The following is a 23,725-nucleotide window of genomic DNA, read 5'->3' as shown; positions in this document are numbered from 1 at the left end:
TTACTCCAGATAGGTATATCCGTACAGTCCTGAACGGTAGTTCGACAGGAACTCTTTTCCCTCTTCCACCGATATTTGACCCTTCTTCACCGAACTCATTACCCACGTCTCAACCGTACGAACCAGCTTCTTGGCGTTGTACTGTGCATATTCCAGCACTTCGGCAACTGTCTCGCCGTCGATTACCTGCTCGATTTTGTATCCGCTGTTTTCATCCGTCACGACGTGAACGACATTGGTGTCACCAAACAGGTTGTGCAGGTCGCCCAATATCTCCTGGTATGCTCCCACCAGGAATACCCCGATGTAGTAGGGCTCGTTTTTTTTGAGCGTATGGACCGGGATGAACGATCGATGGAAGCCGCCCTGTGCCGTGTAACTGGCAATCTTTCCGTCGGAATCGCAGGTGATATCCTGTAGGGTAGCCGTCCTCTCCGGCTTTTCGTCCAGCCGGTGAATGGGGATGATGGGAAATACCTGGTCGATTGCCCACGAGTCGGGCAGAGACTGGAACAACGAAAAATTACAGAAATATTTGTCGGGCAGCAGCGACGAGAGCTGGCGAAGCTCTTCAGGTGCATGTTTCGACCGGTTGATGGTGATGTTGATCTCCCGGATAATCGAGAAATAGAGCTGTTCCACCTGTGCCCTGGTCTTCAGGTCGAGCAATCCAAGGCTGAAGAGGTCTAGCGACTCCTCGCGGATCTGCTGTGCATCGTGCCACGCCTCCAACATTCGCGTCTGAGTGAGGTTGTCCCAGATCTTGTACAGCTCTTTTACCAGCTCATGGTCATTCTCCTGGATCTCCACATCCTCTTTCCATTCGGGGAGTGTGGCCGTCTCGAGCACCTCGAAGATAAGTACCGAATGGTGTGCCGTGAGAGCCCGACCCGATTCGGTAATGATTTTGGGGTGTGGTATCTCATTCTTGTTTGCAGCATCCACAAACGAGAAGATCGAGTCGTTCACATACTCCTGGATGGAGTAGTTGATACTGTTCTCGCTGTATGAAGATCGTGTTCCATCGTAATCGACGCCCAGTCCGCCGCCGATATCCACAAACTCCACGTTGAATCCCAGCAGGTGAAGCTGGACATAGAACTGCGATGCTTCCCGCAAGGCGGTCTTCACTCGGCGTATCTTTGTGATCTGGCTACCGATATGGAAATGGATCAACCGGAAACAGTCGGTCATCTTGTGCTTCTTGAGCAGATCGAGTGCCACGAGCAGTTCGCTGGAGTTCAATCCGAACTTGCTTCCATCGCCGCCCGACTCTTCCCATTTCCCGCTTCCGGAACTGGCTAGCTTGATACGGATACCGATGTTGGGCTTGACTTTCAGTCGCTTGGATATCTCAATGGTAAGTTCAAGTTCATTCAGCTTCTCAATCACGATAAAAACCTCTTTCCCCATCTTTTTCGCCAGCAAGGCCAGTTCGATGTAGCTTTCATCCTTATAGCCATTGCAGATGATGATGGAGTTCTCGCTGGTGTTGATGGCAAGAACAGCATGGAGTTCAGGTTTGGAGCCAGCCTCAAGACCTATGTTGAACCGTTTCCCGTACGTCACGATCTCTTCAACCACCTGACGCATCTGGTTAACCTTGATGGGATAGACAATGTAATTCTGCGAGGCATAGCCATACTCTTTTGCTGCAATCTCAAAACAGGTCGAGATCTTTTCGATCCGGTTGTCCAGAATTTGCGGAAACCGTACCAGAACGGGAGCTGAAACGTCGCGGAGATAGAGCTCACGCATCAGATCATTCAAATCAACAGCCCCTCCCGACGATTTGCGGGGAGTTACCTGCACGTTCCCCTTTTCATTAATTGAGAAGTATCCGTTTCCCCAACCGTCAATATTGTACAGTTCTTCCGAATCCTCAATGCGCCATTTTCTCATTATCGGTTCTGTAATTATAAAGTGGATAAATCAGGTTGCAAAAGTAATGATTTTATTTGTTATTCTGACCCTTTTCCTCAACATCCTTCTTCATCCCTCAATTACTCCTGTAAACTTAATCGAGAACGCTGCCGATCTCTTTCATTTCTGGCTCGGTTTCTGCAGGCAGATTGATCGGTTTTTTTATCGTGTAAGTTACTGATATGTATGGTAGTTCAACAAAATGGAAAACTTTTTCGACCCGGTAAAAACATAACATCTTGACAATAAATCAATTAAAAAATATTTTGGAAAACTTTTTATTTTGTTGAAAACTTTTATTTGTTTTTTATTGTTAACTCTGAAACATTTCTTAAACTTGTAGTTCCAAATTTAGACTATGAAAAAATTGCATGAGAGGAGATGTTTCATGCGTGGGAATAGTTAGTAGAATTAATTGGTCAAAAAGGTAAATAAATGAGAAAAAAGATTTATACTTTCGACGAGGCCTATAGTGCAACGTTGGAGTATTTTAAAGGAGACGAACTTGCTGCAAAGGTTTGGGTCAGCAAGTACGCCTTGAAGGACAGTGAGGGCAGGATCTACGAGAAAACACCCGAGGATATGCATTGGCGACTGGCCAACGAAGTGGGCAGAATTGAAAGGAAGTATGCCAATCCGTTGAGCGAGAAGGAACTGTTTGATCTGTTTGACCGTTTCAGGTATATCATTCCTCAGGGCAGTCCAATGACTGGGATCGGGAATGAGTTCCAGGTAGCATCTCTCTCGAACTGCTTTGTGATAGGTATGGGTAAAAACGCCGATTCATACGGGGCGATCATCCGTATCGACGAGGAGCAGGTCCAGTTGATGAAGCGGCGCGGCGGAGTGGGACACGACCTGTCTCACATCCGTCCCAAGGGTTCACCCGTAAAGAATTCCGCGCTAACCTCCACGGGGCTGGTTCCCTTTATGGAGCGCTACTCCAACTCCACCCGTGAGGTGGCTCAGGATGGCAGGCGCGGGGCACTGATGTTGAGTGTCTCCATCAAGCACCCCGATGCGGAGGACTTTATCGACGCAAAGCTGGAACAGGGAAAAGTTACCGGAGCCAATATATCGGTTAAGATCGACGATGACTTCATGAAGGCGGTCAAGGAGGGCACGGTTTACCGTCAGCAGTACCCCATCGACTCGGATAAACCGAAGTATGTCAAGGATATCGATGCCAAAAAGCTCTGGGAGAAGATCGTACACAACGCCTGGCGTTCGGCTGAACCTGGCGTACTCTTCTGGGATACGATCATCCGTGAATCGGTTCCCGATTGTTATGCCGATCTGGGTTTCCAGACGGTATCGACCAACCCCTGCGGTGAAATCCCGCTGTGTCCTTACGACAGTTGCCGTCTGCTGGCAATCAACCTCTACTCATACGTGGTGAATCCGTTCAAAAAGGATGCCTATTTCGATTTTGATCTTTTCGCAAAACATGTCCGCCTGGCACAGCGCATCATGGACGACATCATCGACCTGGAGTCGGAGAAGATCGACCAGATCCTGGAGAAGATCGACAGCGATCCCGAATCGGAAGAGGTGAAGTCGGCCGAACGCCACCTGTGGGAGAAGATTCGCAGGAAGACGCTCGAGGGCCGCCGTACAGGAGTAGGCATTACTGCCGAAGGCGATATGCTGGCCGCCCTAGGAATCCGTTACGGATCTGAAGAGGGTAACGATTTCTCGGAAAAGGTACACAAGGTGGTGGCACTCAATGCATATGCCTCTTCGGTGGAGTTGGCGAAAGAGCGCGGAGCGTTTGAAGTATACGATGCCGAGAGGGAGAAGAACAATCCGTTCATCAACAGGTTGAAGAACGAAGATCCCAAACTCTACGAGAAGATGGTGAAATATGGCCGTCGCAACATTGCCTGTCTGACGATTGCTCCAACGGGGACAACCAGTCTGATGTCGCAAACCACCTCGGGTATCGAGCCAGTCTTCATGCCGGTATACAAACGTCGGCGCAAGGTAAATCCCAGCGACAAGGATGTGAAGATCGACTTTGTAGATGAAAACGGCGATTCCTGGGAAGAGTATGTGGTTTTCCACCACAAGTTTGTGGACTGGATGGTGGCGAACGGCTATCCTACCACGAAGAAATATACCAACGAGGAGATCGATGAGCTGGTGGCAAAATCACCATACTACAAGGCTACCTCAAACGATGTGGACTGGCTCATGAAGGTGCGAATGCAGGGGCGTGTGCAGAAATGGGTGGATCACAGCATCAGTGTGACCATCAATCTGCCCTCAGACGTGACCGAGGAACTTGTGGGCGAACTCTACATGGAGGCATGGAAGAGTGGCTGTAAAGGGTGTACGGTCTATCGCGACGGCTCCCGTTCTGGCGTGCTGATCACAAATGACAATAAGGAGGAGGAGAAGAGAAACAACAACGAGGATTGTTACGAGCTGCCACCGGTGGTCACCTCCCGTCCGACCGAGCTGGATGCCGATGTGATCAAGTTCCAGAACAACAAGGAGAAGTGGATAGCCTTCATCGGACTGCTCAACGGCAGGCCCTACGAGATCTTTACCGGTCTCAACGACGAGGACGATGGCATTATTCTGCCCAAGAATGTCACCTCAGGAAAGATCATCAAGGCGTACGACAGCGACGGACGTAAACATTACGACTTCCAGTTCCAGAACCGCAAGGGCTACAAAGTGACCATCGAAGGACTGGACGGAAAGTTCAATCCCGAATACTGGAATTACGCCAAACTGATTTCGGGCGTGTTGCGCTACGGTATGCCGATCGACCAGGTGATCAAGCTGGTGTCGGGCCTCGAGCTGGACAGCGAGACCATCAACACCTGGAAGAACGGTGTGGAGCGTGCGTTGAAGCGTTATCTGCCCAACGAAACCGAAGCCAAGGGTCAGAAGTGCCCCGTCTGCGGAGTAGAGTCGCTGGTCTTCGAGGAGGGGTGTCTCAAGTGCCGCAACTGCGGAGCTTCGAAGTGCGGATAGTCCGGTAAACGTCTGGCGTTTTACAAAACCAAAAGAGCGATGCCAACCGGTATCGCTTTTTTGATGGTAATTTATTACTTTTGTCTTATGCAAGACACCTATAAAACGATCGAACAGGCGGCCGAAGGTTATATTACCGAAAAGAAGAGCAAGTTCTTTTCGTTTGTTTTTCACGTGGAATCACCTGGGGAGGTCAAGAGGATTGTGGAGGAGCATCGCAAGAGATATTACGATGCACGGCATGTCTGCTGGGCATATATGCTGGGTCCCGAGCGTGAGGAGTACCGGTCAAACGACGACGGGGAGCCTTCCGGTACTGCGGGGAAACCGATCTTGGGACAGATAAATTCGTACGGGCTTACCAACGTGTTGATTATCGTCGTCCGCTATTTTGGCGGAACGCTCCTGGGTACAAGCGGGCTGATCAAGGCCTACAGGGAGGCGGCCGAAGATGCCATCAGCCATGCGCAGATCGTTGAACGTACGGTGGAGAGTACCCTGACCATTCAATTCGGTTATCTCCTGCTCAACGATGTGATGCGTGTCCTGAAGCAATTCGAGAATGTGACTTGGGAGCAGGATTTTAAGGAGAGCTGCACGATGAAACTCCGCATCCGGAAATCGGAATTCCAGCGGTTATACGATATCCTTTCGCGAATTTACGGCGTAAAAATCGAAAAAGGGTGAAAAATTCTTTTTGCTGATGCAAAATTACTACTTTTGCTCCCGAAAATGAAGTGAAATATCCCGATGGGAGAATAAAACAAGATGAATGGCAAAAAATCTGGTAATCGTTGAGTCGCCTGCAAAGGCAAAAACAATTGAGAAATTCCTGGGCAGCGATTTTAAAGTGATGTCCAGCTACGGGCATATCCGGGATCTCAAGAAGAAAGATTTCAGTATTGATTTGGAGAACAATTTCGAACCCATTTACGAGATTCCAGCCGACAAGAAAAAGGTGGTCTCGGAGCTGAAAGCTGCTGCTCAACGTGCGGAAACCGTTTGGCTCGCTTCCGATGAGGACCGTGAAGGAGAGGCCATCTCCTGGCACCTCTATGATGTGCTGGACCTGAAGAACAAGGATACCAAACGGATTGTCTTTCATGAAATCACCAAGCCGGCCATTCAGGAAGCAGTAAAGAATCCACGGGAGATAAACCGGAACCTGGTCGATGCCCAGCAGGCACGACGCGTGCTGGACAGGATAGTCGGCTTTGAACTGTCGCCCGTTTTGTGGCGCAAGATTAAACCGGCACTTTCGGCAGGAAGGGTACAGTCGGTCGCCGTACGTCTTATTGTCGAGCGGGAACGGGAGATCCAGAATTTCCAATCTGAGGCTGCCTATCGGGTGGTAGCTATCTTTACCAAAGAGGAAAACGGGCAGCAATACGAGGTGAAAGCCGAGTACAACAAACGGCTGAAAACAAAGGAGGAGGCGCTGGCACTGCTGGAAAAACTGAAAACCTCAGTTTTCAGCGTGGAGGATATCTCCATCAAACCGGCACGGAAATCACCGGCACCCCCTTTCACCACCTCCACCTTGCAACAGGAGGCCTCACGGAAGCTCGGCTTCTCGGTAGCCCAGACGATGATGGTGGCACAACGCCTCTATGAATCGGGAAGGATCACCTATATGAGAACGGACTCGGTCAATCTCTCCTCCCTGGCCATCAATACCGCCAAAGCGGAAATTTTGGATCAGTATGGAGAAAACTATCTGAAAATCAGAAAATATACCACCAAATCTAAAGGAGCGCAAGAGGCTCACGAAGCTATACGGCCTACCTATATCAACGAGCATGAAGCGGGCGACACCGCACAGGAGAAGCGGTTGTACGACCTGATCTGGAAACGGACCATCGCTTCGCAGATGGCGGATGCCGAACTGGAGAAGACGGTGGCTACCATCGATATCTCCAATGCCGACGGAAAATTCATTGCCACGGGAGAGGTGATCAAATTCGACGGGTTCCTGCGTGTCTACCTCGAAGGGACCGACGAAGAGAACGGCGAAAATGAAGAGGGGCTGCTGCCTCCGATGAAGGTGAACGAACAGTTGTCGATGCGGGAAACGACCGCAACCGAGCGATTCACGCAACGGCCCCCCAGATACACCGAGGCTTCACTGGTACGGAAAATGGAAGAGTTGGGCATCGGGCGTCCATCTACCTATGCACCCACCATCTCCACCATCCAGAACCGGGAATATGTCGAAAAGAAAACCGTGGAGGGTGTTGAAAGGGTCTACAATATCCTTACACTTAAGAATGGGAAGATCAAGGACACCGACAAGAAGGAGACGGTAGGGACCGACAAGAACAAGCTGGTGCCCACCGATATCGGAATAGTGGTCAACGACTTTCTGGTGGAGTATTTCCCGAAGATTGTGGATTACCATTTCACTGCAAACGTAGAAAAGGATTTTGACACCATTGCCGAAGGTAAACAGCAGTGGAACAGTGCAATAAAGGATTTTTATAAAGAATTCCATCCGATTGTGGAAGAGACGATGGAGATGAGGATGGAGCATAAGGCGGGTGAGCGGGTATTGGGAACCGACCCCAAGTCGGGACGTCAGGTCTCGGTAAAAATCGGCCGTTACGGTCCGTTGGTACAGGTGGGTACTCCCGATGAAGAGGAGAAGCCGCTGTTCGCTTCACTGCAGAAAACACAGTCGATCGAAACCATAACATTGGAAGAGGCGCTCCGGCTGTTCGATCTGCCCCGTTCACTCGGTACGTTCCGCGACAAGGAGATGGTTGTCGGCGTTGGCCGCTTCGGTCCTTATATCCGTCACGACAACAAGTTTGTTTCGTTACCCAAGGGAGTCGATCCTTTGGAAATTACCGCCGAGGAGGCGATCGAGCTGATCGAGGCAAAGGAGCAGAAGGACCGCGAGAAGGTGATCAAGACCTTTACCGAAGATCCTGAAGTGCAGGTGTTGAACGGACGGTATGGCCCCTATATCGCCTATCGGAAGAAAAATTACAAGATTCCAAAATCACAGAAGCCGGAAGAGTTGACGCTTGAGCAGTGCCGGCAGATTATCGAGGGAACGACGAGTGCCGACACCCCGAAGGGGAGTGCCAGAAAAGGGTCGAAAACTGCGGCCAAGAAAACGAAAAAATAGAGATGAGGATCCGTCCTACACAGATCGATGATCTGCCGCAACTGTTGCAGATCTATGAGACCGCACGCCGTTTCATGGTGGAGACCGGCAATGGGGGACAGTGGGTGGATGGATACCCGAAAGAGGAGCTCCTGTTGGAAGATATTGCTTCGGAAAGGAGTTACGTTTGTCTCGACGGGGATAACGGAATTGTCGGGACATTTTATTTCAGGGTGGGCGAGGAGCCCACTTACCTTGAGATCTTTGATGGAGCGTGGCTCGACGATGCCCCGTACGGGGTTATTCACCGGATCGCCTCGTCCGGAAAACGGAAGGGTGTTGCGCAGGCCTGCATCGCCTGGTGCCTGGAGCAGTGCGGCAACATCCGGATCGATACCCATCGCGACAACAGGGTGATGCAGCATATCCTGAACAAGATCGGATTTAGCTATTGCGGCATCATCTACCTGGAAAACGGCGCCGAACGGCTTGCCTATCAGTACAGTATCAGGCCGGCCACCCCGGAGAACAGGATCAGCAGGATGGGATCCACCTTCTTGTAGGAGGCCAGAAAGACCGCTCCGAAAATTATCCAGCTTTTATAATCGACGAAGTTGTACCGGTTGACCAGCATCAGGGCGGCAGCCGCGATCAGTCCGATCACTGCCGGCTTGAGGATCGACAGCGAGGCGCGCATCCATGGATTGTTGTTCAGCCTGGCGAAAAAGGCGCAGACAACCGTCATGATGATCAGCGAGGGGATGCTGACTGCCAATGTACAGACAGCCGATCCGAAGATGCCTTGAAAGGAGCTAAACCCCATCTCGGTGACGGCAGTATAACCGATATAGGTGGCCGAATTGAAGGCGATGGGGCCCGGAGTGGTCTGGGAGATGGCGACAATGTCTGTAAAGTCGGCCACCGTGATCCAGTTATGGGTCTCCACCACCTCATGTTGAATGAGGGGTAGCATGGCATATCCGCCACCAAAGCCGAAAAGCCCTATCTTGAGAAAGGCGAGGAAAAGCGCCAGGTAGAGATCAAACAGTTCCATCGGTCACCCCTTCATTTTTCGTTTGAGATATGCGAACTGCACTATTCCAAGAAGAATGGCTGCCAGCACCACATAAACGGGAGAGAGGCCTGCGAGCCATACCGCAAGAGCTACTGCTAACGGAATCCAGAGCTTTTTCGCCGTGATTCCTGCCGATTTTCCCAACCCCAGCAATGGTGCCGCTATCAGTGCCACCACTGCCGGACGGATGCCCTTGAAAATGCGTTCCACAATGGGATTATCCTTGAACTGCGTAAAGAAGAAGGCGATGAGCAGAATGACCAGAAACGACGGCAGGATGATTCCCAGTCCCGAAAAGAGACTCCCCTTGAATCCCAGCCTCTTGTTGCCCACAAAGAGGGAGGTGTTGAGTGCGATCGGTCCCGGCATCGACTGGGCAACTGCAAGCATATCCATAAATGCATCTCCGTCGAGCCACTTTTTTTTCTCCACCACCTCGTTGCGAATCAATGGAACCATGGCGTATCCGCCACCAAAGGTAAATGCGCCGATTTTAAAAAAAACCAGAAAGAGTTCCCAATATTGCTTGTAAATAGATATCATAGCGGTTGTTGATCATCAGACCCGGAGAGACCCCTGCCGTGGCCTGGCGTGCTAACAGGGGCAAATTGAAAAAAGCAGACTGCAAATTGATCGGATCGTTTTGCAAATCTGCTTTCTATAGGAAGCCGCATCGGTGGAAAAAGTCGAAACTCCTTATGACAGGATTTGAGTGTCTCGGTATCTTTGTAATCCGCTGTTCCGATAAATCGGAAACCCGAAGGTTGCGGCCCGCCATTAATACCAAAAACGAGTCTCGGTTTGAAAAATGTAATTGATGAGTTTCCCAATCGACCAATGCGGCAATACTCATTCATTTTTCTATGTCAAAGATACAAAAGAGAAGTGTAACAGGCAAATTTTTTCCGCTTTTTTTTCACCAGGACCTCCTCCGGACATTTTATTCTTCCTGCAGGTTTTTCTCGATCTCCCCTTCCGGAATTTCGTAGTTCTTCAGGTCGCCCGCCAGGTATTGATCGTATGCGCTCATATCCACCAATCCATGACCCGACAGGTTGAAGAGGATCACCTTCGGTTTCCCTTCCTCCTTTGCCCTATTTGCCTCACGGATGGCTGCCGCAATGGCGTGTGTCGATTCGGGCGCCGGGATGATGCCCTCTGTCCGGGCAAAAAGAACGCCGGCTTCAAAGGTCTCCAGTTGCGGAATGGCTACCGCCTCGATCAGGTTCTCCTTCTTCAGCTGGCTGACGATGCTTCCGGCACCATGGTAACGCAATCCTCCGGCATGGATGTTGGCAGGTGAGAAGTTGTGCCCAAGCGTATACATCGGGATAAGCGGCGTAAAACCGGCTTCATCGCCGAAATCGTATCTGAATTTACCCCGGGTGAGCTTGGGACAGGAGGCCGGTTCTGCGGCAATGAACCTCATGCTTTTCTCCCCTTTTATGACGTGACGCAGGAATGGGAAGGAGATTCCGGAGAAGTTGGATCCGCCGCCAAAACACCCGATGATAATGTCGGGATACTCTTCAGCCATCTCCATCTGTTTTTCTGCTTCCAGTCCGATAATGGTCTGATGTAGCGATACATGGTTCAATACACTGCCCAGCGCATATTTGCAGTTGGGTGTCTGCATCGCCAGTTCTATCGCCTCCGAAATGGCAGTCCCCAGGCTTCCCTGGTAGTTGGGACGCTCCGTCAGTACCTTTCTACCCGACTTGGTGGACATGCTAGGCGAGGCAATCACCTGCGCACCCCAGGTCTGCATCAGCGAACGCCGGTAAGGTTTCTGTTCGTAGCTGATCTTGACCATGTATACCGCAATCTCCAGCCCGAAGGCCTTCCCGGCGAATGCCAAGGCAGTTCCCCATTGTCCGGCACCGGTCTCGGTGGTGAGGTTGGTTGTGCCGTCGATCTTGTTGTAATAGACCTGTGGAAGGGCCGAGTTGAGCTTGTGCGACCCTACGGGGCTGACACTCTCGTTCTTGAAATAGATATGGGCAGGCGTATCCAGCGCCTTTTCCAGGCCGTAGGCCCTTACCAGCGGCGATGGACGGTATATCTTGTACTTGTCGCGCACCTCTTCGGGAATCTCAATCCACCTGTCGGTCTCATTGAACTCCTGACGGGCAAGCTCTTCTGCAAACAAGGGGTAGAGGTCTTCCGGTTTCAATGGCTCCTTTGTCTGGGGGTGTATCAACCGTTGCGGTTTGTTTTGCATATCTGCCACCACATTGTACCAATGCGTGGGGATCTCTTTTTCGGGTAATAAGAATTTCTTTGTTTTCATCGGTTATCTAATTGATTTTCTGGATGCGAAAAAAAAGCCTGGAGCCATAAGGTCAGGCAGTAGTATCATCCCGATTCTGAAAGTCGGTTTTGATATGCAAAAGTATGATTATTTTTTTATTAAGCAAATAAAATGATAGTTTAATGGCGGATGGTGCGACTGCAGGAAAATTTTATTTGCCGATCATTTCATTTCTAAGAAACTTTGTGTTATTTTTGCACAAACGTATAAGAATTGTGCATATATGAGTGCTGCAATACCCAAAACTAAACGGAACCTCATTGAGATAGCCAGACAGCTTTTTGCAAAAAAAGGGGTGGACGGGACCACTATGAACGAGATTGCAGAAGCATCGGGATATGGGCGCAGAACACTTTACACCTATTTTAAAAACAAGAAGGATATCTACAAGGCGGTGATCGGGTCGGAACTCGAAAAGCTCTATGCATCGCTGGAGGATGTGATCAGGCGGGATTTGCCGGCCGACGACAAGTTGATGATCTTCACCTTTTCCAGGCTGAATGTCATCAAGGAGGTCGTTACACGCAACGGAACACTGCGGGCCGACTTCTTCCGGGATATTTGGTTGGTGGAGAATGTTCGCAAGGAGTTTGACAAGAAGGAGATCCACTACCTGGAGTCAATTCTTGACGACGGTGTAAAATCGGAGATATTTGCGGTCGCCGATATCCCCAGGACGGCAGAGATCCTCCATTTTGCGCTTAAAGGGCTGGAAGTGCCTGTTATTCGTGGGGTACTCAACCTGAGGCTCGACAGGCAGGAGGATAGAGAGATAGTATATAACCTGATATTTGAGGGATTAAACAAAAGATAGTCAACGGCAATTATTATAAACAATCCATAATTTATTTAATATGAAATTATTAGAAGGAAAAACAGCGCTCATTACCGGTGCGGCTCGCGGTATCGGAAAGGCCATTGCATTGAAATATGCTTCGGAAGGAGCAAACATTGCTTTCACCGATCTTAACATTGATGATGCCGGAAAGGCAACCGAACAGGAGATTGCCGCTTTGGGCGTGAAATGCAAGGGATATGCATCCAATGCTGCAAATTTCGACGAGACACACAGTGTGGTGGAGTCGATTCTGAATGACTTCGGGCGAATCGATATATTGGTGAACAATGCCGGAATCACCAAAGACGGACTGATGATGCGGATGACGGAACAGCAGTGGGATGCCGTGATCAATGTGAACCTGAAATCGGCGTTCAACTTCATCCATGCCGTCACTCCGGTGATGATGCGTCAGAAAACGGGAAGCATCATCAATATGAGTTCGGTCGTAGGGGTGTCCGGTAACGCCGGTCAGTCGAACTATTCGGCCTCCAAGGCAGGGATGATCGGTTTGACCAAATCGATGGCGAAAGAGGTCGGTTCGAGGGGTATCCGGGTAAATGCCATTGCTCCCGGTTTCATCATTACCGACATGACCGCCGCTCTCTCGGAGGAGGTCCGCAACGAGTGGGCAAAACAGATTCCGTTACGCCGTGGCGGCACACCCGATGATGTTGCCAACACGGCTCTCTATCTTGCATCTGAACTCTCTTCCTACGTGACTGGACAGGTAATTCACGTGTGCGGGGGAATGAACATGTAAAAAAGATGACGGTCCTATACGAAGATAACCACATCATAATAGTCAACAAGGCCCCGGGTGAAATTGTGCAGAGCGACAAGACCGGGGATAAACCACTTTCGGAAGCGGTAAAGGAGTATCTGAAAGTGAAGTACAACAAGCCCGGGAATGTTTTCTGCGGAGTAACGCATCGTCTGGACAGGCCGACAAGCGGAATTGTGGTCTTTGCCAAAACGAGCAAGGCTTTGACCCGCTTGAACGAGATGTTCAAAAAAAACGAGATCAAAAAAACCTACTGGGCAGTTGTAAAGAATCTTCCTGAAAAGATCGAGGCTACGCTGACGCATTACCTTATAAAGAACGAGCGTACCAATAAATCTAGGGCATACGACGTAGAGAAGCCCAACACGAAGAGATCGGTACTGCACTACAAGGTAATCGCGCGGTCGCAGAATTACAACCTGCTGGAGGTGGATCTCGAGACGGGCCGGCATCATCAGATCCGGTGCCAGTTGTCGAAGATTGGAAGTCCGATCAGGGGAGATGTGAAATATGGTGCAGAACGGTCCAATCCAGATGGAAGCATCAGTCTCCACTCAAGGAAGATATCATTTATTCATCCGGTTTCGAAGTTGAAGATCGAGGTTACCGCCCCAACTCCCGATGACCAGTTGTGGAAAGTACTTTCGGACGCAGCACTTGCCGAGCAGGGATGAGATAAAGGTCCAGATCACTATTGCCGGTTGTCGAGCTTCAAGGCGGACAACCGGCTTTTTATATGTAATCTTTTTTCACGCTTTCCGTTTTCATCCATCTTTTTTACGTAAATTTGTAAATCATAAATTAAACAATTTTACTTTCGTCAATGAAACCAACATTATTTGTATTGGCCGCCGGAATGGGCAGCCGTTACGGTGGCTTGAAGCAGTTAGACGGTGTGGGGCCAAGCGGTGAAACCATCATGGATTATTCTATCTATGATGCGGTGCATGCCGGATTCGGAAAACTTGTCTTTGTCATACGGAAAACGTTTGAAGAGGATTTCAGGGAAAAGATTGTCAGGAAGTATGAGAAGCTGATTCCCGTAGAGCTCGTTTTTCAGGAGCTTGACGCGCTTCCTGAAGGATTTACCGTGCCCGAAGGCCGTGTGAAACCCTGGGGTACCAACCATGCGGTGATGATGGGCAGGGATGTGATCCGTGAACCGTTCGCAGTAATCAATGCCGATGATTTCTACGGTCGCGAAAGTTATGCCATATTGGCCGACTACCTGAAGGGATTGTCAAATTCGGAGAACAGCTACTGCATGGTCGGGTATCGGGTAGGGAACACGCTTTCCGAAAGTGGTACGGTTGCCCGTGGCGTTTGTGAAACCGATGAGTCGGGAAACCTGACAGGGGTTGTGGAGCGTACTCAGGTTAAACGCATCGACGGTGCAGTTTGCTATTGCGATGAAGATGGCAAATGGGTGGCGATCGACGACAATACGCCGGTTTCGATGAATATGTGGGGGTTTACTCCCGACTATTTCAACCATTCGGACAACTATTTCGTGCAGTTCCTCAAAGAGAATGCCGGAAATATAAAAGCGGAGTATTTTATTCCGTTACTGGTCAACCACCTTATCGTTAACGGAGTGTCCAAGGTGAAGGTGCTGGATACGCCATCAAGATGGTTTGGTGTCACTTATGCGGAAGATCGCCCCGGGGTGGTCGATAAGCTGCAGCAACTTGTAAATCAGGGAACCTATCCGTCGCCATTGTGGTAGACAAACATGATTGACCTGCTGATCATACTCTTTCTGATCATCCTCAACGGCTTCTTTGCCATGTCTGAAATTGCCGTGGTATCGGCAAAAAAGACCAAGCTGGAGACGGAAAGGAGGAGAGGGAACAGGGGGGCGGAGAGGGCATTGAAATTGCAATCCGACCCCGACAGTTTTCTCTCTTCGGTACAGGTTGGGATCACACTCATCGGAATCGTTAACGGTGCCTATGGGGGTGTGACGCTTTCGGTCTACCTGACCCCATTTTTCGATCAGTTTGCCTGGAGCGGGCCATATGCGGAGACCATCTCCATGATAGTGGTGGTGGTAGGTATCACCTATCTCTCGATCGTTGTCGGCGAGCTGGTTCCCAAGACAGTTGCCTTGAACCATGCCGAGAAGGTGGCGATGGCCGTTTCCAGGCCCATGCATGCCATCAGTGTCGTCTTTTATCCCTTTGTCACCTTCCTGGCCTTCTCTACCAGCCTGGTCAACAAGCTGATCGGACTGAAACCCAAGGATGACGTGGTTTCGGAAATGGAGCTCAGGGCAATGTTGAAAACCGCATCAAAGGAGGGAGTTATCGAAAAGGAGGAGAATATCATCCATGAGCAGGTCTTCTACTTTTCCAACAAACGTGCCCGCCACCTGATGACCCACCGCACCGATGTGGAGTGGGTGGATATTTCGAAGGAGAAGAGCGCGGTGATCGACGATCTGCTGCATACCCGGCACGGGAGGGTACTCGCCTGCAACAAGACACTCGACGAGTTTGTGGGTATCATAACCATGAAGGAGCTCTTTTCGGAACTTTACCGTCAACGTGATATCAATATCCAGGCGATAGTCCAGGAGCCGCTTATCATTCCTGCTACCCTGCGTGCACGAAAGGTGCTGGAGCAGTTCCGTCAACACCATATGTACTTTGCGGTTGTTGTGGATGAATACGGCAGCCTCGATGGTATCATCACGCTTCACGACATCATTGAGAATCTGGTTGGATCGATTCCCGACGAGAATGAATCTGAAGAGCCCGACATATTCATGCGCAATGAAAATTCCGCATTGATCAATGGCGAGGCTCCCATTGAAGTGCTGACCCACTTTATCGACGACTTTATCATCGATTTTGAGGAGATCGACTACTCAACGGTAGCCGGTTTTGTATTGTCCAACATCAATAAGATTCCGCAGGTGGGCGACCTCTTCACTTACGAAAACACCACATTTGAAGTGGTGGATGTGGACGGGCACAAAATCGACAAGGTGATGGTTACCAAAAATGCAAATGGAGGGAAAGAGGTTTGATACGGTTAACCCATCAATTGTCAGGGTATTGTATTCAATTGTCGTTAAGGTATATTTCAAAAAATAAAATTTATGTCAAAAAATATGTTTTATAACACATCGCCTTTTTTACCTAATGAGTCAAAAATGTGTTATTTTTACACCAATTTTGAAAGAAAGTCCAATCTTCATCAAATCTTATATTTAAAACCTAAAAAACATGGATCATATGTATAGCAAGTCCGGTTTGCTATCAAGCGCGTTCGTTAAAGAGTTCGAAGGACAGCAAACCGGCTTATACGTTCTTGCCAATGAAAGGGGAAGTGAAATCACCATCACAAATTACGGTGCGAAGATTGTTTCACTGATGGTTCCCGATAAAAATGGGAACTTGATCGATGTTGTATTGGGCCATGCCTCAATCGATGAATATATTGCATCGGAAGAGCCCTATTTCGGGGCTGTTTGCGGCAGGACGGCCAACCGGATCGCCCGGGGCAAGTTTACTTTGGAGGGGAAAGAGTATACCCTTGCAGTCAATAACGGGCCCAACTCGCTCCATGGTGGCATTAAAGGATTCAATGCGGTTGTCTGGGACGTGGTAAAAGTGTCGGAAAACAGCATTGAGCTGCACTATCTGTCGCCCGACGGAGAGGAGGGATTTCCCGGAAACCTGGATGTATACGTTACCTATACGCTTACTGACGACAATGCACTCGATATATCATACCGGGCGGTGACCGACAAAACCACCATCTTGAATCTCACCAACCACTCCTACTTCAACCTTTCGGGTGAAGGGGATCCCTATATCGGTGATCATCAGCTGACACTGAATGCCGATTTCTACCTGCCTACCGATGAAACAGCCATTCCTTACGGTGAGGCCGAACCGGTAAAAGGTACCCCCATGGATTTTACAACTCCACACGCCATTGGTGAACGGATCAACGATGATTTCGAGCAGCTCCGTTTCGGCAGGGGGTATGACCACACCTTCGTGCTGAACAAGCAGCGTGAAGATGAATATAGCTATGCAGGCCTCTGCGAGTCCCCAAAAACCGGTATCCGGATGGAGATCTACACCACGGAACCTGGTATGCAGGTTTATACCGGAAACTGGATGACCGGGCGATTCACTGCAAAAAAGGGACACCGCTATCCCGAACGTTCCGCCGTCTGTTTCGAAACGCAGCACTATCCGGACAGCATCAACAAACCCGGATATCCTTCGGTGGTACTAAGAGCGGGAGAGAGATTCCAATCAAGGACAACATATAAATTCTCCACATAAAAACGAGATTGTTCAAAAATAGATTAACATTTTTAATAATATCAACAAGTATGAATACAACAACTAATCAGAAAAGCAACCGGATAGTGCCCATTATCATGATGATCGCACTGTTTGGAATGATCTCATTCGTAACCAATCTGGCAGCACCGATGGGACAAGTATTGAAAGAACAGTTCGGCGCCTCCAACTTCCAGGGATTGTTGGGTAATATGGCAAACTTCATCGCTTATGCCGTCATGGGTATCCCCGGTGGAATCCTTCTGCAGCGCGTGGGCTATAAGAAAACTGCGCTGATTGCGATTGCAATTGGGTTTTTGGGCGTATTTATCCAGTTTCTCTCCGGTCACGCCTCGCATACAAGCGCATTTGGTGTCTATCTGCTTGGTGCTTTTGTTGCCGGTTTCTCCATGTGTCTGCTCAATACGGTGGTCAACCCCATGTTGAACACGTTGGGAGGAGGAGGAAACAAGGGTAACCAGCTTATTCAGGTTGGCGGATCGTTCAACTCCGTGATGGCTACCTTTACTCCTGCTTTTGTAGGTATTCTGATTGGTGAAGCTGCAAAAGCAAACATCAAGGACGTATTCCCGGTAATGTACATCGCAATGGGTGTCTTTGCACTGGTCTTCTTTGTGATGCTGATTGTAAACATTCCCGAACCTCATGCTACAACCACCAAGGAGCCGTTAAAGAAGCTGATGAGCGGCGCCCTGAAATTCAAACATTTCATTCTGGGTGCCATCGCCATCTTCCTCTATGTAGGTGTTGAAGTGGGAACTCCCGGCATCTTGATTCTCTGGCTTTCCGACACCCCGGTTGGTAAGACTACGGCCGGATTTGTTGCAGGTACCTACTGGTTCCTGATGTTGGTGGGCCGTCTGCTGGGTGCTTCGCTGGGCAGCAAGATCTCCAGCAAAACCATGCTTGCCAGTGTATCTACGGTGGGGCTGATTCTCGTGCTGGCTGCCATCTTCTCGCCCACCACTACTCAGGTGGCCATCCCTGCTCTCCAGACTTCCGCTACCGGAGCCCTCTCCTTTGGCATGGCGCAGGTGCCCATTAATGCCATGTTCCTCGTAATCATTGGCCTCTGCACCTCAATCATGTGGGGAAGCATCTTCAACCTTGCTGTCGAGGGGTTGGGCAAATTCACCCCGGCCGCTTCCGGTATCTTCATGACACTGGTATGCGGTGGCGGAATCTTGCCTGCTATCCAGGGTGCCGTTGCAGATGCCGGCAACAACTACCTGGTAAGCTATTGGGTAATCTTCGCCGGTCTCGCCTATCTCTTGTACTATGCATTGATCGGATCGAAGAATGTAAACAAGAATATCTCTACCGAAGAGTAATTCTCTTCGGCGATGACGTCCGGTTTTCCGGGCAGTGAAGAAACAATTAAATAGTTGTAATAACATGACTAAAGAACAGGTTTTAAAAGTCTATCAAGAAAAATTTGGTAACGATACACCTGAAGTTTACGCGTCTCCCGGACGCGTAAACCTTATAGGTGAACATACCGATTATAACGGGAGTTTTGTATTCCCTGGCGCCATCGACAAGGGGATGGTTGCAGCGATCCGGTTAAATGGAACTGATAAGGTACGGGCTTACGCCATCGATCTGAACGAATGTTCGGAATTCGGCCTCAATGAGGAGGATTTGCCCAAGGAAGGGTGGGCAAAATATATCTTCGGGGTGTGCCGCGAGATCGTCAAACGGGGCGGAAAAGTTGCAGGATTCGACACTGTCTTCGCCGGCGATGTGCCGCTGGGTGCAGGGATGTCCTCCTCTGCGGCGCTGGAAAGCACCTACGCTTTCGCGCTGAACGATATGCTCAATCTGGGAATCGATACCTTCGAGCTGGCACGGATCGGACAGTCCACCGAGCACAACTATGTGGGGGTGAAATGTGGCATCATGGACCAGTTTGCATCGCTTTTCGGCAAGAAAGGCCATCTGATCCGTCTCGATACCAAGTCGATGGAATACCAGTACTTTCCATTCAATCCCGAAGGGTATAAACTGGTGTTGCTCGACACCGTCGTAAAGCATGAGCTGGCCTCATCGGCCTATAACAAACGGCGGGAGTCGTGCGAACATGCCGCTGCCACCATCGCCAAACGTCATCCCGAGGTGAAGTTTCTCCGTGATGCTACGATGGAGATGCTCGACGAGGTGAAGCAGGAGATTTCGGAAGAGGATTACATGCGGGCCAAATATGTGATCGAGGAGACCCAACGTGTAAGGGAGGTGAGCGATGCATTGGAACGTGGTGATTACGAAACTGTAGGTGCGAAAATGTATGAGACGCATCACGGAATGAGCAAGCTCTATGAAGTGAGCTGCGAAGAGCTAGACTTCCTGAATGGTGTGGCCAGGGAGCATGGAGTCACAGGTTCCCGTGTCATGGGAGGCGGCTTCGGAGGTTGTACCATCAATCTTGTAAAGGATGAACTGTACGACTCGTTCATCGCTGACGCCAAACGTCAATTCAAGGATAAATTCGGGCATGAGCCCAAGGTGTACGATGTCGTTATCAGCGACGGTGCACGTAAACTTTAACATAAAAACAGGTGGAGAGGGGCGGTTAGTTGACCGCCCCCCGCATCTGGAACCCTAATTAATATCTAATTAATATCTAATATTATGCCTGCCGGATTTTACCCACACGATGCGAAATTTCTTGTTGCTGTTGATTGCATCATCTTTGGATTCAAGAACCAGGAACTGAGTATTCTGTTGACCCGCAGGCCGGTTGAACCCAACAAGGGTGAATGGTCACTGATGGGCGGCTTCATGGATGAGAACGAAAGCCTCGACAAAGCCGCAGAGAAGGTGCTGTTCCGTTATACCCGTCAAAAGGGGATTTACATGGAACAGGTAGGAGCCTACGGTGAAGTTGAACGGGATCCGGGCGACCGGGTAGTTTCGGTGGCCTACTATGCATTGGTACGGCTGGAGGAGTTCGATACGACGCTGGCCAGCGCCTTCGATGCCAAGTGGGTGAATATTCATCAGCTGCCACGCCTAGTCTTCGACCATAACCGCATGGTGGACGACGCATTACAGTTGCTGAGGTTTAAAGTCTCCCTCCAGCCCATCATTTTTGAATTCTTCGAGGGAAAATTCACACTCCCGTCACTGCAAGACCTCTGGGAGGCCATTTACCAGATGCCGGTAGACAAACGTAATTTCCGGAAGAAGATTGCCGCAATGGGAATACTCGACAGGCTGGAGATTAAAGACAAATCCTCCTCCAAAAGAGGAGCATTCTACTATACCTTCAACCGGCAGAAGTACGACGAGTTTATCGCATCGGGGAACAGGTTCTCCCTCTGAATCATCACTGCTGGTACTTAAATCGCCTGATACTTCGCTTGGGTGTCTTTTCAAACTCTTCCGTCCTGAGCCTGAATGAAGCTATCTTGCTGTAATTGGGCAATTTGGTATTTATCTCCTTAATCTCCTTTTCGAAAAGAGCCTGATACTGCTCAGGTGTGATCTTTTCGGCATTCATCACCTCGGTGTCGGGAACAATCAGGGCTACAATCTTTCCGTTCTCCTCCGTGGCCAGCGACTCCAGGATATAGGGCGAGTTATTCAGCTTGTCCTCGATCTCTTCGGGATAGATGTTCTGTCCAGAAGGACCAAGAATCATATTTTTGTTACGGCCCCTGATATAGATCACGTTCTCCTTGTCCAGAATGCCCAGGTCGCCCGTCTTAAGCCAACCATCCTCCGTAAAGGTCGCCTTGGTAGCCTCCTCGTTCTTGTAATAACCGAGCATCACGTTCATCCCCCTGGTCTGTATCTCGCCGACAATCTGCTGGGGATCTTCCGAATCGATCCTGACCTCCATCCTGTCAACCACCTTTCCGCAGGAGCGCTCCTTGAACTCTTTCCAGAAAGAGTAGGAGATAAGCGGTCCGCATTCCGTCATACCGTATCCAACCGTATAGGGAAACTTTATCCTGCGCAGGAATTTCTCCACATCCGCATTGAGGGCAGCACCGCCAATCACCACCTCGACCAGGTTTCCACCGAAAACATCAATGAGTGATTTTCTCACCTTGCGGTAAACGGCGATATTCAACAGGGGTACTTTAACAAGTGTCTTGGCCGCTCCCTGCCGCAATTTCGGAAAGACATTCTTGACGACAATCTTCTCGATGATGAGCGGAACGGCCAGTACCAGTTTCGGTTTTGTCCTTGCAAACGCCTCAAGCAATACTTTCGGTGAAGGAGTTTTCCCCAGAAAATGGATGTGGCAGCCCAATGATATGGCGTTGAGAACCTCGAAGGCAAGACCGTACGCATGAGCCATGGGCAACATGCAGATGATGTTGTCTCCCGGGTAGATAAAACCGAGGTTATCGTTGGCAAACTTCGTATTCGACCACAAACTGCGGTAAGGGAGCATCACTCCCTTCGGACTGCTGGTCGTTCCAGAGGTGTAGTTGATAACGGCCAGCTCTTCCGGCTTGTCGGTCCTGAAAGCAATATCGTTGACGAAGAACCCTTTCTCATACTTCTTGTCAAAATATGAAAATGAGTTGGCTACAAATAGCTTGAGCTCTTTGGAAGTCACCTTCAACAGAGAGAAGTCGTCGAGAGAAAATACAGTTTCAGTATTGGGAATTTTGGTCTCATCGATTGTCTTCCAGATCGATTCATCCACGAAAAACATCTTGGAATCGGAATGATCCACGATATATTGGACACTCTCCCGCTCAAATTCGTGCAAAATGCTTACCGCTACCGCTCCATATGAGAGTGTGGCGAAAAAGGTGATGGCCCAATGGGTTGAATTTTTACCGCAGATGGCAATCTTGTCTCCACGTTGAACGCCGGCGGTTTTGAAAAATTCGTGCAACTTGTCTATCTCACGGGCAAAATCCTTGTAATAGAAAGTTTTGCCCTGAAGGTCGCTCATTGCAGGTAGATCCCAATGATTTCGTATACTTTGCTCGATTAATCCAAGAAAAGAGTTCTGATTCATTACAATATCTTTTTTTATGTCGTTATAAAAACAATCAACTCCACGGATTGTTTATTAAGATTCAGTGTGGATAATTGTTAATAATTATAATAAGAGTATCCAATCCATCACAAATTTACTAAACTTTATCATATTGAAAAACATCTTTCACTATTTGTTTCCTTTTTTTGACTTTTCACACGCTTCACCGGGATCAGGAACCCCATTTTTTGTCGGTCCTGTTGCTGACAACCTAAGTTCAACTTAGAAGTGCAACATCCACGTGTTGTTTTTTGAAATGATTCTTCACAACAATCATGAAAAACACCGGGGGGGTTTGCCTAACGGCCGGGGGCGCGCAAGCCCCCGAAGAGAGTCGGACAGCAACATAAAAGAAAAAGGAGACCGAAGTCTCCCTAAAATTAACTATTATGTTGCTTATGAAAAAATACAAACAGTTAACTTCAGAACAAAGGTACGCGATTTATTTAGGTTTAGAAAACGGTGACACCCAGCGGACGATCGCGAGCTTGATAGGTGTCAGTCCTTCAGCGGTGTCCAGGGAGTTGCAGCGCAACAAGGACAAGCGCGGGGGCTACTCGTGGCGACTGGCCCACGAGATGGCGATGGAGAGAAGGGAACGCCTGCCCGGCAACCGGGCCACCCCGGAATGGATCAAACAAAAGGTGATCCGGCTCGTGCGCAAGGACTGGTCGCCCGGGCAAATCAGCGGACACCTGAGAAAGAAGGAGAATATCCGGGTCTCCCACGAGACCATCTACAAGTGGATCCGGGAGGACAAGAAGGCCGGGGGCGACCTTTACAAGCATTGCCATCACAGGCTCAAGCACCGCAAGAGACCGGTGGGCTCCGTTAGAGACATCCCCAACCGCAGGAGCATCCGGGAAAGGCCCGTGGAGGCCGACGGGAAGCGCTTCGGCGACTTCGAGATGGACACGATGATAGGGGCCGACCAGTCGGAGGCGATACTGACGGTGACGGAAAGGAAGACGAACCTCGTGATGATCGGGGAACTGCCCCGCGGAAGGGACTCGAAAGGGTTGGCCAAGGTGCTGTGCCGCATGTTGCTACCCTACAAGGACGTGATAAGGACGATCACCACGGACAACGGCTTGGAGTTCGCGGCGCACGAACGGATCACGGAGATGCTGGAAGCCCCGGTGTACTTCACCGACCCCTATTCGGCATGGCAAAAAGGATCGATCGAAAACGCGAACAAGCTCATCCGGCAATACATCCCCAAGGGGGCGTCCTTCAAGGACTATCCACCCGACAGATTGAAGCGGATACAGCACAGGCTGAATGAAAGACCGAGGAAAAAATTGGACTTTAACACACCCAAAGTTGAGTTTTACAAACAATTAATGTAAATTGCACTTGCTGCTTGACTCTGC

At 49.6% G+C, this 23,725-nt stretch carries 19 protein-coding genes; 14 read left to right on the top strand and 5 right to left on the bottom strand.

Annotation, left to right across the window (positions count from 1 at the left end; genetic code table 11):
* Positions 1-1,902, bottom strand: a complete 1,902-nt coding sequence (speA, locus tag ING2E5A_RS08435; RefSeq protein ID WP_071137022.1) for a biosynthetic arginine decarboxylase — start codon at positions 1,900-1,902, stop codon at positions 1-3.
* Positions 1,903-2,358: 456 nt separating this feature from the next.
* Between speA and ING2E5A_RS08425 the strand changes: the two genes are divergently transcribed.
* From ING2E5A_RS08425 to ING2E5A_RS08410, 4 genes are all read left to right on the top strand, one after another.
* The gene (locus ING2E5A_RS08425; RefSeq protein ID WP_071137020.1) at positions 2,359-4,908 is read left to right on the top strand and encodes an adenosylcobalamin-dependent ribonucleoside-diphosphate reductase; all 2,550 of its coding nucleotides are present in this window, start codon (positions 2,359-2,361) and stop codon (positions 4,906-4,908) included.
* Positions 4,909-4,995: 87 nt separating this feature from the next.
* Positions 4,996-5,595, top strand: coding sequence for an IMPACT family protein (locus tag ING2E5A_RS08420; protein ID WP_071137019.1), 600 nt, complete (start codon positions 4,996-4,998; stop codon positions 5,593-5,595).
* A gap of 85 nt (positions 5,596-5,680) precedes the next feature.
* Entirely contained in the window at positions 5,681-8,038 is a 2,358-nt protein-coding gene (topA, locus tag ING2E5A_RS08415) for a type I DNA topoisomerase (protein ID WP_071137018.1), read from the top strand.
* A gap of 2 nt (positions 8,039-8,040) precedes the next feature.
* Positions 8,041-8,580 (top strand): GNAT family N-acetyltransferase, encoded by a 540-nt coding sequence (locus ING2E5A_RS08410; protein ID WP_071137017.1) that lies wholly within the window; start codon positions 8,041-8,043, stop codon positions 8,578-8,580.
* Here the strand turns inward: ING2E5A_RS08410 and ING2E5A_RS08405 are convergent.
* The 3 genes from ING2E5A_RS08405 to ING2E5A_RS08390 all read right to left on the bottom strand — a co-directional run bounded on the left by ING2E5A_RS08405 (position 8,514) and on the right by ING2E5A_RS08390 (position 11,382).
* Positions 8,514-9,071: a chromate transporter gene (locus tag ING2E5A_RS08405; protein WP_071137016.1), complete on the bottom strand. Its 558-nt coding sequence runs from the start codon at positions 9,069-9,071 to the stop codon at positions 8,514-8,516. The two genes, ING2E5A_RS08410 and ING2E5A_RS08405, sit on opposite strands and share 67 nt — an antisense overlap.
* Before the next feature lie 3 nt (positions 9,072-9,074).
* Positions 9,075-9,635: a chromate transporter gene (locus ING2E5A_RS08400; RefSeq protein WP_071137015.1), complete on the bottom strand. Its 561-nt coding sequence runs from the start codon at positions 9,633-9,635 to the stop codon at positions 9,075-9,077.
* Between the two features lie 397 nt (positions 9,636-10,032).
* On the bottom strand, positions 10,033-11,382 hold the full coding sequence (locus ING2E5A_RS08390; RefSeq protein ID WP_071137013.1) for a TrpB-like pyridoxal phosphate-dependent enzyme: 1,350 nt from the start codon (positions 11,380-11,382) through the stop codon (positions 10,033-10,035).
* A 244-nt stretch (positions 11,383-11,626) separates the two neighbouring features.
* On the opposite strand from ING2E5A_RS08390, the gene ING2E5A_RS08385 reads away from it, so the two are divergent.
* From ING2E5A_RS08385 to ING2E5A_RS08345, 9 genes are all read left to right on the top strand, one after another.
* The gene (locus tag ING2E5A_RS08385) at positions 11,627-12,217 is read left to right on the top strand and encodes a TetR/AcrR family transcriptional regulator (RefSeq protein WP_071137012.1); all 591 of its coding nucleotides are present in this window, start codon (positions 11,627-11,629) and stop codon (positions 12,215-12,217) included.
* A 40-nt stretch (positions 12,218-12,257) separates the two neighbouring features.
* Positions 12,258-13,004: a 3-oxoacyl-[acyl-carrier-protein] reductase gene (fabG, locus tag ING2E5A_RS08380; protein WP_071137011.1), complete on the top strand. Its 747-nt coding sequence runs from the start codon at positions 12,258-12,260 to the stop codon at positions 13,002-13,004.
* 5 nt (positions 13,005-13,009) lie between these two features.
* Positions 13,010-13,699 (top strand): RluA family pseudouridine synthase, encoded by a 690-nt coding sequence (locus tag ING2E5A_RS08375; protein ID WP_071138282.1) that lies wholly within the window; start codon positions 13,010-13,012, stop codon positions 13,697-13,699.
* A gap of 149 nt (positions 13,700-13,848) precedes the next feature.
* Positions 13,849-14,751, top strand: coding sequence for a glycosyltransferase family protein (locus ING2E5A_RS08370; RefSeq protein WP_071137010.1), 903 nt, complete (start codon positions 13,849-13,851; stop codon positions 14,749-14,751).
* 6 nt (positions 14,752-14,757) lie between these two features.
* On the top strand, positions 14,758-16,056 hold the full coding sequence (locus ING2E5A_RS08365) for a hemolysin family protein (RefSeq protein ID WP_083373266.1): 1,299 nt from the start codon (positions 14,758-14,760) through the stop codon (positions 16,054-16,056).
* A gap of 199 nt (positions 16,057-16,255) precedes the next feature.
* The gene (locus ING2E5A_RS08360) at positions 16,256-17,329 is read left to right on the top strand and encodes an aldose epimerase family protein (protein WP_071137009.1); all 1,074 of its coding nucleotides are present in this window, start codon (positions 16,256-16,258) and stop codon (positions 17,327-17,329) included.
* A gap of 50 nt (positions 17,330-17,379) precedes the next feature.
* A complete protein-coding gene (locus ING2E5A_RS08355) occupies positions 17,380-18,681 on the top strand; it encodes an MFS transporter (RefSeq protein WP_071137008.1) in 1,302 nt (433 codons plus the stop codon).
* Positions 18,682-18,745: 64 nt separating this feature from the next.
* Entirely contained in the window at positions 18,746-19,894 is a 1,149-nt protein-coding gene (gene galK / locus ING2E5A_RS08350; RefSeq protein WP_071137007.1) for a galactokinase, read from the top strand.
* An 84-nt stretch (positions 19,895-19,978) separates the two neighbouring features.
* Positions 19,979-20,671, top strand: a complete 693-nt coding sequence (locus ING2E5A_RS08345; RefSeq protein ID WP_071137006.1) for an NUDIX hydrolase — start codon at positions 19,979-19,981, stop codon at positions 20,669-20,671.
* Positions 20,672-20,675: 4 nt separating this feature from the next.
* Here the strand turns inward: ING2E5A_RS08345 and ING2E5A_RS08340 are convergent, their stop codons facing one another.
* The gene (locus ING2E5A_RS08340; protein ID WP_071137005.1) at positions 20,676-22,331 is read right to left on the bottom strand and encodes an AMP-binding protein; all 1,656 of its coding nucleotides are present in this window, start codon (positions 22,329-22,331) and stop codon (positions 20,676-20,678) included.
* Positions 22,332-22,750: 419 nt separating this feature from the next.
* Between ING2E5A_RS08340 and ING2E5A_RS08335 the strand changes: the two genes are divergently transcribed.
* Positions 22,751-23,701: an IS30 family transposase gene (locus ING2E5A_RS08335; RefSeq protein ID WP_071137004.1), complete on the top strand. Its 951-nt coding sequence runs from the start codon at positions 22,751-22,753 to the stop codon at positions 23,699-23,701.
* Positions 23,702-23,725 lie beyond the last annotated feature (24 nt).

The sequence above is a fragment of the Petrimonas mucosa genome, assembly GCF_900095795.1.
Classification (GTDB): Bacteria; Bacteroidota; Bacteroidia; order Bacteroidales; family Dysgonomonadaceae; genus Petrimonas; species Petrimonas mucosa.
Note: the sequence above shows the minus strand (reverse complement) of the source record. Positions and strands in the feature narration are given on the sequence as shown.

What these genes read in the sequence shown, in the direction of transcription:
- speA (WP_071137022.1), bottom strand. Translation starts at nt 1,902, where the DNA reads ATGAGAAAATGGCGCATTGAGGATTCGGAAGAACTGTACAATATTGAC.
- ING2E5A_RS08425 (WP_071137020.1), top strand. Translation starts at nt 2,359, where the DNA reads ATGAGAAAAAAGATTTATACTTTCGACGAGGCCTATAGTGCAACGTTG.
- ING2E5A_RS08420 (WP_071137019.1), top strand. Translation starts at nt 4,996, where the DNA reads ATGCAAGACACCTATAAAACGATCGAACAGGCGGCCGAAGGTTATATT.
- topA (WP_071137018.1), top strand. Translation starts at nt 5,681, where the DNA reads ATGGCAAAAAATCTGGTAATCGTTGAGTCGCCTGCAAAGGCAAAAACA.
- ING2E5A_RS08410 (WP_071137017.1), top strand. Translation starts at nt 8,041, where the DNA reads ATGAGGATCCGTCCTACACAGATCGATGATCTGCCGCAACTGTTGCAG.
- ING2E5A_RS08405 (WP_071137016.1), bottom strand. Translation starts at nt 9,071, where the DNA reads ATGGAACTGTTTGATCTCTACCTGGCGCTTTTCCTCGCCTTTCTCAAG.
- ING2E5A_RS08400 (WP_071137015.1), bottom strand. Translation starts at nt 9,635, where the DNA reads ATGATATCTATTTACAAGCAATATTGGGAACTCTTTCTGGTTTTTTTT.
- ING2E5A_RS08390 (WP_071137013.1), bottom strand. Translation starts at nt 11,382, where the DNA reads ATGAAAACAAAGAAATTCTTATTACCCGAAAAAGAGATCCCCACGCAT.
- ING2E5A_RS08385 (WP_071137012.1), top strand. Translation starts at nt 11,627, where the DNA reads ATGAGTGCTGCAATACCCAAAACTAAACGGAACCTCATTGAGATAGCC.
- fabG (WP_071137011.1), top strand. Translation starts at nt 12,258, where the DNA reads ATGAAATTATTAGAAGGAAAAACAGCGCTCATTACCGGTGCGGCTCGC.
- ING2E5A_RS08375 (WP_071138282.1), top strand. Translation starts at nt 13,010, where the DNA reads ATGACGGTCCTATACGAAGATAACCACATCATAATAGTCAACAAGGCC.
- ING2E5A_RS08370 (WP_071137010.1), top strand. Translation starts at nt 13,849, where the DNA reads ATGAAACCAACATTATTTGTATTGGCCGCCGGAATGGGCAGCCGTTAC.
- ING2E5A_RS08365 (WP_083373266.1), top strand. Translation starts at nt 14,758, where the DNA reads ATGATTGACCTGCTGATCATACTCTTTCTGATCATCCTCAACGGCTTC.
- ING2E5A_RS08360 (WP_071137009.1), top strand. Translation starts at nt 16,256, where the DNA reads ATGGATCATATGTATAGCAAGTCCGGTTTGCTATCAAGCGCGTTCGTT.
- ING2E5A_RS08355 (WP_071137008.1), top strand. Translation starts at nt 17,380, where the DNA reads ATGAATACAACAACTAATCAGAAAAGCAACCGGATAGTGCCCATTATC.
- galK (WP_071137007.1), top strand. Translation starts at nt 18,746, where the DNA reads ATGACTAAAGAACAGGTTTTAAAAGTCTATCAAGAAAAATTTGGTAAC.
- ING2E5A_RS08345 (WP_071137006.1), top strand. Translation starts at nt 19,979, where the DNA reads ATGCCTGCCGGATTTTACCCACACGATGCGAAATTTCTTGTTGCTGTT.
- ING2E5A_RS08340 (WP_071137005.1), bottom strand. Translation starts at nt 22,331, where the DNA reads ATGAATCAGAACTCTTTTCTTGGATTAATCGAGCAAAGTATACGAAAT.
- ING2E5A_RS08335 (WP_071137004.1), top strand. Translation starts at nt 22,751, where the DNA reads ATGAAAAAATACAAACAGTTAACTTCAGAACAAAGGTACGCGATTTAT.